The sequence below is a fragment of the Caballeronia sp. genome (genome assembly GCF_049581465.1).
GTDB lineage: Bacteria > Pseudomonadota > Gammaproteobacteria > Burkholderiales > Burkholderiaceae > Caballeronia.
Window position 1 is genome coordinate 1 of the sequence record NZ_JBAUSA010000287.1, and the last position, 7269, is coordinate 7269.

Below are 7269 nucleotides of genomic sequence, written 5' to 3' on the forward strand. Positions count from 1 at the left end.
GTATAGACGTTGCCCACCGCCCAATGCGTGAGCGCCATGGCTGCAATCATCGGCCCAAGAATTCCCGCAATCTGCGTGGTCATCATGCTGGCAGCGAGAATGCGCACGCGGAAATTCTGCGGGATAGCCAATGAACGGTGAGTCGCGCCAACAAGTCCCATCGATGCGTTGGCGAAACCCACGCATGTAAGCGCCAATACGAGAACGATGGGTGAATGGGCCCAGCCCGAAGCGGCAAGTGCCAGCCCTTCGCACATAGCGGCCCCCACCCGGACATTGAATCGGCCGAACTGTCTGACTAGCGCGTCAGAACCACGAAAGCTGCCGACTAGCAAACCAACGGATAAGGCTGCTTCGCAACCGCCTAGCCAGAGACCTGACAGCCCGAGTGATTGAACCTTGAGCGGGATCAGCATGCCGACTGCAGGGCCCTGGAATATCCATACGAGGAAGTTGACAAGTGTCCAGCCGCGCTCCAGCGGTACGATCCATTTAGCGTGCAGTCCGGCGCGCAGGTCTTCCCACCAACGGGCTAAGCCGCGATGGTGTTCGCGACGCTGAGACCCGGATGGAAGGTGCAAAGTCACGTAGGCAGCCACGCCAAGCAGAATGCCGTTTATCCAGAAGGTTGCAGCGATACCGCCCAAGGCCAGTGTCGCGCCAGCCAATGCGGGTCCTAAGGCACGACCTGCCGCTTGCGTCGATTTACGAAGACGAAGCGCTTCGGCCAAACGATTTGACGGAACGAGTTCAGTCGAAATGGTGGCGCTCGCCGGATCGATGAACGCTTTCGCTATCACGGTGACCACGCCTATGCACATGATGAACATAAGCCGGTAGTCCGACAGCGAGGCGAGCGTAGCAAGGGTAAAGGCGACGACCATCAAGACGCAGACACCCCATACGATTTGCGGTCTTTTTGCGTATCGATCCCCAAGCGGGGAAAGCAGCGGCATTGCAAAGATCGTGGTGATGGCGACACTTACGCTGTAGAGCGCAAGGTCATGTGCGCCGCCCCGATGCACGATCCACCAAGGGAGCGTGATATAGCCAACCATGTCCGCCAGGATCGTCAGGAAATCACTGAGAAGCAGACTGGCAAGACGGGGACCGATTGCGTTGATGCGAGATTTGAGTCCCCGAAACACCGTTGTCTCCCCGATTGAGTTCGAGGATGCTACCTCAACATTTCTCCGCTAGGTAGGTGAACGGGTCCAGACGCCAGTGTTTCGCTAGTGGCTAATAAACGGTCGATGCATGGCTCGCGATGCATTAAGACTTATAACCTACGCGGCCACACTAGCTGGCCTCGCCAGACGTTCGCGCATCGCTTCGACAAAGACCCGTACCTTAGGCAAAACCTGACGTCTCGTTGGGTACACGGCCCAAATTTCCAGTTCCTTGGGAGTCGCGTCCTTAAGGTCGATCTGCACGAGCTTGCCCGATGCGATATCGGCGTCTGCGTGCCAGCTTGAGAGGACAGCAAGCCCTGCACCGGCCACGCAAGCATCGAATACGCCGTCAAGGCTGCTGATCGTGACGCGGCCGGAAATGCGGATCGCGCGCTCTTGTCCGTTGACGTCGAATTGCCAGTGCAATGTACCGGTGGGCGCAATGCAATCGTGGTCGGCAAGGTCACTCACGCGGCTGGGACTTCCACGCCGGGAAAGATACTGTGGGGACGCGCAGAGTATCCGCCGGTTGACTCCAAGCGAGGTGGCAATCAGGTTTGAATCCCTTAACTCGCCGATCCGGACCGCGACGTCCACGCCGGTCGATACGATGTCGACCACCGTATCGGTAAGCAACATGTCAACCCGCAAGCCGGGGTTTTCGTCCAGCAGTGTGGTGATCAGCGGCATGATGACCGCCCGGCCGACTGACCCGCATGCCGTCACGCGCAGCAACCCCGCCGCCCCGTTTTGCGACGGCGAAATGACTGCGCGTCCCGCTTCCGCGGCTTCAACGATGGTGGACGCGAAAGGAAGGAATGCCTCACCTTCAGCGGTCAGGGACACCGAGCGCGTGGTGCGCTGCATGAGACGCACCCCCAGTCCCTCTTCCAGCGCGGCGAGTCGCCGCGTTGCGGCCATTGGTGCGATACCCATGCGCCTCGCTGCTGCTGAAAGACTGCCTGCCGCAGCCGCGTTCAAAAATACTGCGACGCCACCCAGGTCGATTTTCTCGGCATCCATATCGGTTTCCTTCACGAATACTGTTAGCCGTGTCCTTCGGCGGCATGCGACCAATTATATCGAAAAACGATATACAGGATGATTGCGGATGGCATCTACTCGCGCGCGGATATAGTTGATACGCTTCAGTTTCAATCCTCTGGAGCGTAACTTTGCAACCCGATCCGCTTTTTACCCCGCTAAAGCTTGGCGCCCTGGAACTGAAGCACCGCGTCGTCATGGCTCCCATGACCCGGATGCGTTCGGCCCAACCGGGCCATGTTCCGCACGCACTGAACGCCGAGTATTACGGACAACGCGCAAGCGAAGGCGGGTTGCTCATTACCGAGGCGACTGATATTACGCCGCAGGCACAGGGCTACCGGGGAACGCCGGGCCTGTACAGCGCCGAGCAGATAGCCGGTTGGCGCGCGGTGACAGAGGCAGTCCACGCGAAAGGCGGCTTCATCTTCAGTCAAATCTGGCACGTGGGTCGCATTTCGCATTCTTCGCTGCAACCCGATGGAGCGCTGCCCGTCGCGCCGTCCGCCGTTCCCCCATCCGGCGATCACACCGACGCGTCCGGCAAGCAGGTCCCTTTCGAAACGCCGCGTGCGATGGAAGAAAAGGAAATCGCCGAACTCGTTCGCGACTTCGTCACAGCAGCGCGCAACGCACAAGAGGCGGGCTTCGACGGGGTTGAGGTTCACGGCGCCAACGGCTATTTGCTCGACCAGTTCCTGCGCAACGGATCAAACAAACGCACAGACCGATATGGTGGATCGATTGAAAATCGAGCGCGCCTGTTGCTCGAAGTGGTCGACGCCGTGATCGTTGCGATAGGTTCGGACCGAGTGGGTGTCCGGCTGTCGCCTTGGGGCACCTTCAATGACATGTCCGATAGCGATGGAGAAACCCTGTGGGATTACGTCGCCTCTGAGTTGGCCACGCGGGACCTGGCCTATCTGCATGTCGTCGAACCTCGCGCAGATTTCACTACCGATTTACCGGTCGATGCGAGCGCTCCAGACGCGGCTTCTCGCTTTAAATCCATCTTCAAGGGTACGTATATCTCGGCGGGAGGATACGTTGCTGAAACGGCCCGTGCCGTTGTAGCCGATGCGCGTGCCGACGCTGTCGCATTCGGGCGTCCCTTCATCAGCAATCCGGACTTCCCTGAGCGACTCCGCACCGGGGCAACCATGACCTGGCACGACCGCGCCACGTTCTACGGCGGCGACCACCGTGGCTACACCGACTACGCGCCCCTGGAGGGCGCTAGCCAGTCCTGCGTCGCCTGAACGAACGCCAATGCGTGGGCCTTTGGCCGGCACCAAGCCGGCCAAAGGCCCCTACCCCGAGCTCGCGGCCGACCTGGGGTAGAGTCCTGAATCGAATCGCTTCGCTTCGCGACAACGTCCATTCAGGCAGAATTAAAAATGACTGCATCACCGACCGAGCGCCTAATGGCACGCCAAGGACTTCGTGCTTTGCGCGATGTCCTTGAAGCCGATGGGAACGGTATTCGCGCATTCGTGATTTTCCGGGAAGGCCAAGAGATCTTCGGGCACCATCGCGCCGACGTTCATCCCGAGGAACTGCAGTCCGTGAATTCGGTGACGAAAAGCGCGGTTGGGATGCTCGTCGGCATGGCCTTGCGGGAAGGCGTAATCCGCAGTGTTCGGCAAACCCTCGGCGAATTCCTGCCCGAAGCGCGCGCTGCCTCGACCGACGAACGCGTGCAGCGAATTACCATCGACCAGCTGCTCACGATGACCTCCGGATTTGCATGGGATGAGCGTATCGCGGACCCATGCCTGCTAGGCAAGTGCGCCCGGTTCGACGAAGCTGGCGCACGGCTGCGTTTCATTCTCGACAGACCGCTTGCGCATGAGCCCGGCTCTCATTTCCAATACGACTCACATGCCGCGCATTTGCTGTCGATTTTACTGGCGCGCGCAACGGGTCGCCCGATCGATCAATACGCGCGGGACAAGCTGTTCGCGCCGTTAGGCATCAAGCATTTTGAGTGGCTCGCAGACGAAGAAGGCAACCCGTTCGCAGGCCGCGGTCTCAGGGTGAGTACCCGCGATATGGCCAAGCTCGGGCTCGTTATGGCCGCGCGTGGACTCTGGCATCGAGAGAGGCTGATCGATGAATCGTTCGTGAACGAATCCTCAAGGGCCCAATGCAGCGCAGGCTTGCCGATGGACGATGCGCGCTACGGCTATCTGTGGTGGATCGGACCGAAGTACTTCTTCGCGGCCGGTTTCGGCGAGCAGTACCTTATCGTGGATCCAAGGAACGCGATCGTCGCCGCCGTGTGCTCCGATAACGGCAAGGCGCGAAAAAAGAACGTGCGACGGCTGTTTGAAGAATACGTCTGTATCGCGGATTAGTCGCTTTCGCGCTGTTGGTCCAACACCGCGCGCGAGGTATCGCCAAGCAGATATCGGGCACCGCTCCCGCGCCGTCGGGCAACGTCTCCTGGATTGTAGAGCGAGCAGGATTTCAGCGACAGGCACCCGCAACCCACACAGGACGCAAGCTGATCGCGCAACGCGATGAGCGTGTCTATGCGCTCTTGAAGCATAGGCTGCCACGCCCGCGAGAGACGCTCCCAATCCTTTTTTGTCGGAGTGCGCTGCCCCGGTAAGGTATCCAGCGCGGATCCGATATCCGAAAGGTTCAATCCAACCGCCTGTGCCGCACGAATGAACCCAACCCGGCGCAGCGTCTCCCTTCGATACTGCCGTTGACCGCCGCTTGTTCGGGTACTACTGATCAGCCCCTGTTCCTCATAGAAGCGGATCGCGCTCGTCGCCACGCCCGAGCGTTTAGCAAGTTCGCCAATTGTAATTACGGTCTCGTTCATGAAGCTCCCCAGTATTGGCTCTTGACTTCAAGTTTACTTGAACTTTCACAATGGGATCCCCTTACTTGGATTAAGAGGCGACAACATGCGCAGCGACTCTGTTCACCTCAAGTTGGGCGGCCTTCTGGATGCAAACGCACGCTTTGACCTTGCGGCCAGAGGTACGACCAACCATTGTCCAATGGCGCTTGTTGCATTGGCCGAGATGGGGGCAACGCCCGCTCGACTGCAAGCGTTTTTTGATAGGTGGGAGCGCGAGTACGCCATGAGTGCGCCGCCTGTCGACGCGATTATCTCTCGTTACGACTGGGCACATCATTTAGGCAAACGTGCCGCATTCGGCGCTTTGCGCTTTTGCTTTCAGGACTGGATCGCCGACGCTGGGCCCGTTCCCGTCATCACCGCCGTCCTGCAGGAGGTTCCTTTCGCTCCTGCTACGCAGGCCTTTCATGCGCTCATCCGTCTGGCCTACGGCATTGAGGCGGGGCATGTCGGCGAGATTGCCGCGGGCCTGGCATCATTAATTTCGTCGCATCTGCCTATTGACGTTCGGCTGGACCAAAATCGCGTGGCGGAGAGTGCCAATGCCGGATTCGACCATGTCGCCCATGCGTTAAGCGACGTGGCGTTCCCGGGCAACTCGATCACTTCACGCTTGGTCGCAGTTGCAACCGATGTACGGTTTGGCATGGCCGTCCTCGCGCCTCCCGCACAGGGTGCGTTGCTGGACGATCTCGCACGGGCGACAATCGCCGCTTATTGGGGCAAGCCCGACTTCACGCTGCTCCACACGGTTACAGCAACGCACGCCGCGCGAATCGTCTTTGCCGAGCTTGACGATAGCCTGACCAAGCAATTGCTGCCGAGCCTGTGGATTGCGCTAATCGCGGCTTACGCAACGGTCGGCAAGCCGGTCGACGAAACAGCACAAGCAGACATTCCAGATTCCACCGTTGACTGGAGCGACGTGTGCCGGATGGCGATCGTCTCGGACGATGATCACGTGATCAAGATGACATACACCTGTCTTTGCGAGGACCGTCGCCACCCATCGCCGCTTTATCTCGCGTCGGCGGCAAGGCTGCTTGAGGTGTAGCCCAATTACAAGGGATCAACCTGCACGGCGTCCCCTACGGGTAACGTGAAATAAAACGTCGCGCCTTGATCCGTATTGTTTTCAGCCCATAGCCGTCCGCGATGCATCTCGATAATCGTTCGGCTGATCGACAATCCGAGGCCAAGACCCTCGGGCTTCGAGGTAACAAACGGGTTGAAGATGACCGCGAGCCGGTCGTCGGGCAGGCCAGCCCCGCGATCGCGCACCGCGACGCGCATTATTCGCGGGCTCTCAAGCGTGATGGACACGGTCACCATGCGGTCTCTGGCCGGACGATCGTCCATCGCGTCGAACGCGTTGAGCAAGAGATTGAACATGACCTGCTGCAACTGCACCTTGTCGCCGTACACCGTGGCCGGACTGGCATCGAAATGGACTGACACACGCATACCGCGCATGATTGCGACGTTGTGCAACAGCTGCACCGTGTCGCGGACCACAGCGACCGGATCGAGCGACGCGAATTCCGGCTCGCCCTTCTTGAGAAGCGAGCGAATCCGCCGGATTACTTCGCTTGCGCGGTTGTTGTCGTGAACAATGTCTTTCAGTATCTCGCGCACTTCGGTCAGGTCGACCGGCTCGATTAACATAAATCGCTGGGCGGCCTGCGCGTTGCTCAGAATCGCGGTAAGGGGCTGGTTCAGTTCATGCGCGAACGACGCCGCTAGTTCGCCAACCGTCGAGACGCGCGTCAGATGGGCCAGTTCCTGCTGGCGCCGGTACAGTTCATGCCGCTCGGTTCTATCCACGATCACCGCGAGCACGGCCTCTTCATCTTCGAATCGAACCGTATTGAAACCGACTTCGACCGCGAACTCAGTTCCGTCCTTGCGCCGCGCGAGCAGATCGCGAGGTGCCGTCTCGGTCGAAGCGTGTGCCATGGGGGAGCGCTCGGCGTGCGGCGTGGACCCATCAGCGCCCAGCAGTTGCGAGACGAGCATTGTCGCCAACTGTCCGCTTAGTTCGTCACGTGAATACCCGAAGAGCCTTTCCGTCTGCTCGTTGGCCAGCACAATTCGCCCATGTTGATCGACCATCAGGATTGCAATCGGCAGGAACTCGAGAGCACGCCGGAATTTTACTTCGGCTTGCCTGCGGTCAGT

At 59.5% G+C, this 7269-nt stretch carries 7 protein-coding genes; 3 read left to right on the top strand and 4 right to left on the bottom strand.

Annotated elements, in window-relative coordinates; genetic code table 11:
• Nucleotides 1-1148: MFS transporter (locus tag WCA53_RS07225; RefSeq protein WP_423907410.1), on the bottom strand; the 1148-nt coding region annotated here is incomplete at its 3' end.
• A 138-nt stretch (nucleotides 1149-1286) separates the two neighbouring features.
• The gene (locus WCA53_RS07230; RefSeq protein WP_423907412.1) at nucleotides 1287-2195 is read right to left on the bottom strand and encodes a LysR family transcriptional regulator; all 909 of its coding nucleotides are present in this window, start codon (nucleotides 2193-2195) and stop codon (nucleotides 1287-1289) included.
• Between the two features lie 152 nt (nucleotides 2196-2347).
• Here WCA53_RS07230 and WCA53_RS07235 point away from each other — a divergent pair, with 152 nt between their 5' ends.
• Both WCA53_RS07235 and WCA53_RS07240 read left to right on the top strand, forming a co-directional pair.
• Nucleotides 2348-3475, top strand: coding sequence for an alkene reductase (locus WCA53_RS07235; RefSeq protein ID WP_423907414.1), 1128 nt, complete (start codon nucleotides 2348-2350; stop codon nucleotides 3473-3475).
• Between the two features lie 165 nt (nucleotides 3476-3640).
• Nucleotides 3641-4573 (top strand): serine hydrolase domain-containing protein, encoded by a 933-nt coding sequence (locus WCA53_RS07240; protein WP_423907417.1) that lies wholly within the window; start codon nucleotides 3641-3643, stop codon nucleotides 4571-4573.
• Here WCA53_RS07240 and soxR read toward each other — a convergent pair.
• Entirely contained in the window at nucleotides 4570-5049 is a 480-nt protein-coding gene (soxR, locus tag WCA53_RS07245; RefSeq protein ID WP_423907420.1) for a redox-sensitive transcriptional activator SoxR, read from the bottom strand. The genes WCA53_RS07240 and soxR overlap by 4 nt on opposite strands.
• Nucleotides 5050-5134: 85 nt before the next feature.
• Between soxR and WCA53_RS07250 the strand changes: the two genes are divergently transcribed.
• On the top strand, nucleotides 5135-6145 hold the full coding sequence (locus tag WCA53_RS07250; protein ID WP_423907422.1) for a questin oxidase family protein: 1011 nt from the start codon (nucleotides 5135-5137) through the stop codon (nucleotides 6143-6145).
• A gap of 5 nt (nucleotides 6146-6150) precedes the next feature.
• Here WCA53_RS07250 and WCA53_RS07255 read toward each other — a convergent pair.
• On the bottom strand, nucleotides 6151-7269 hold a 1119-nt coding region (locus tag WCA53_RS07255; protein WP_423907424.1), incomplete at its 5' end, for a two-component system sensor histidine kinase NtrB.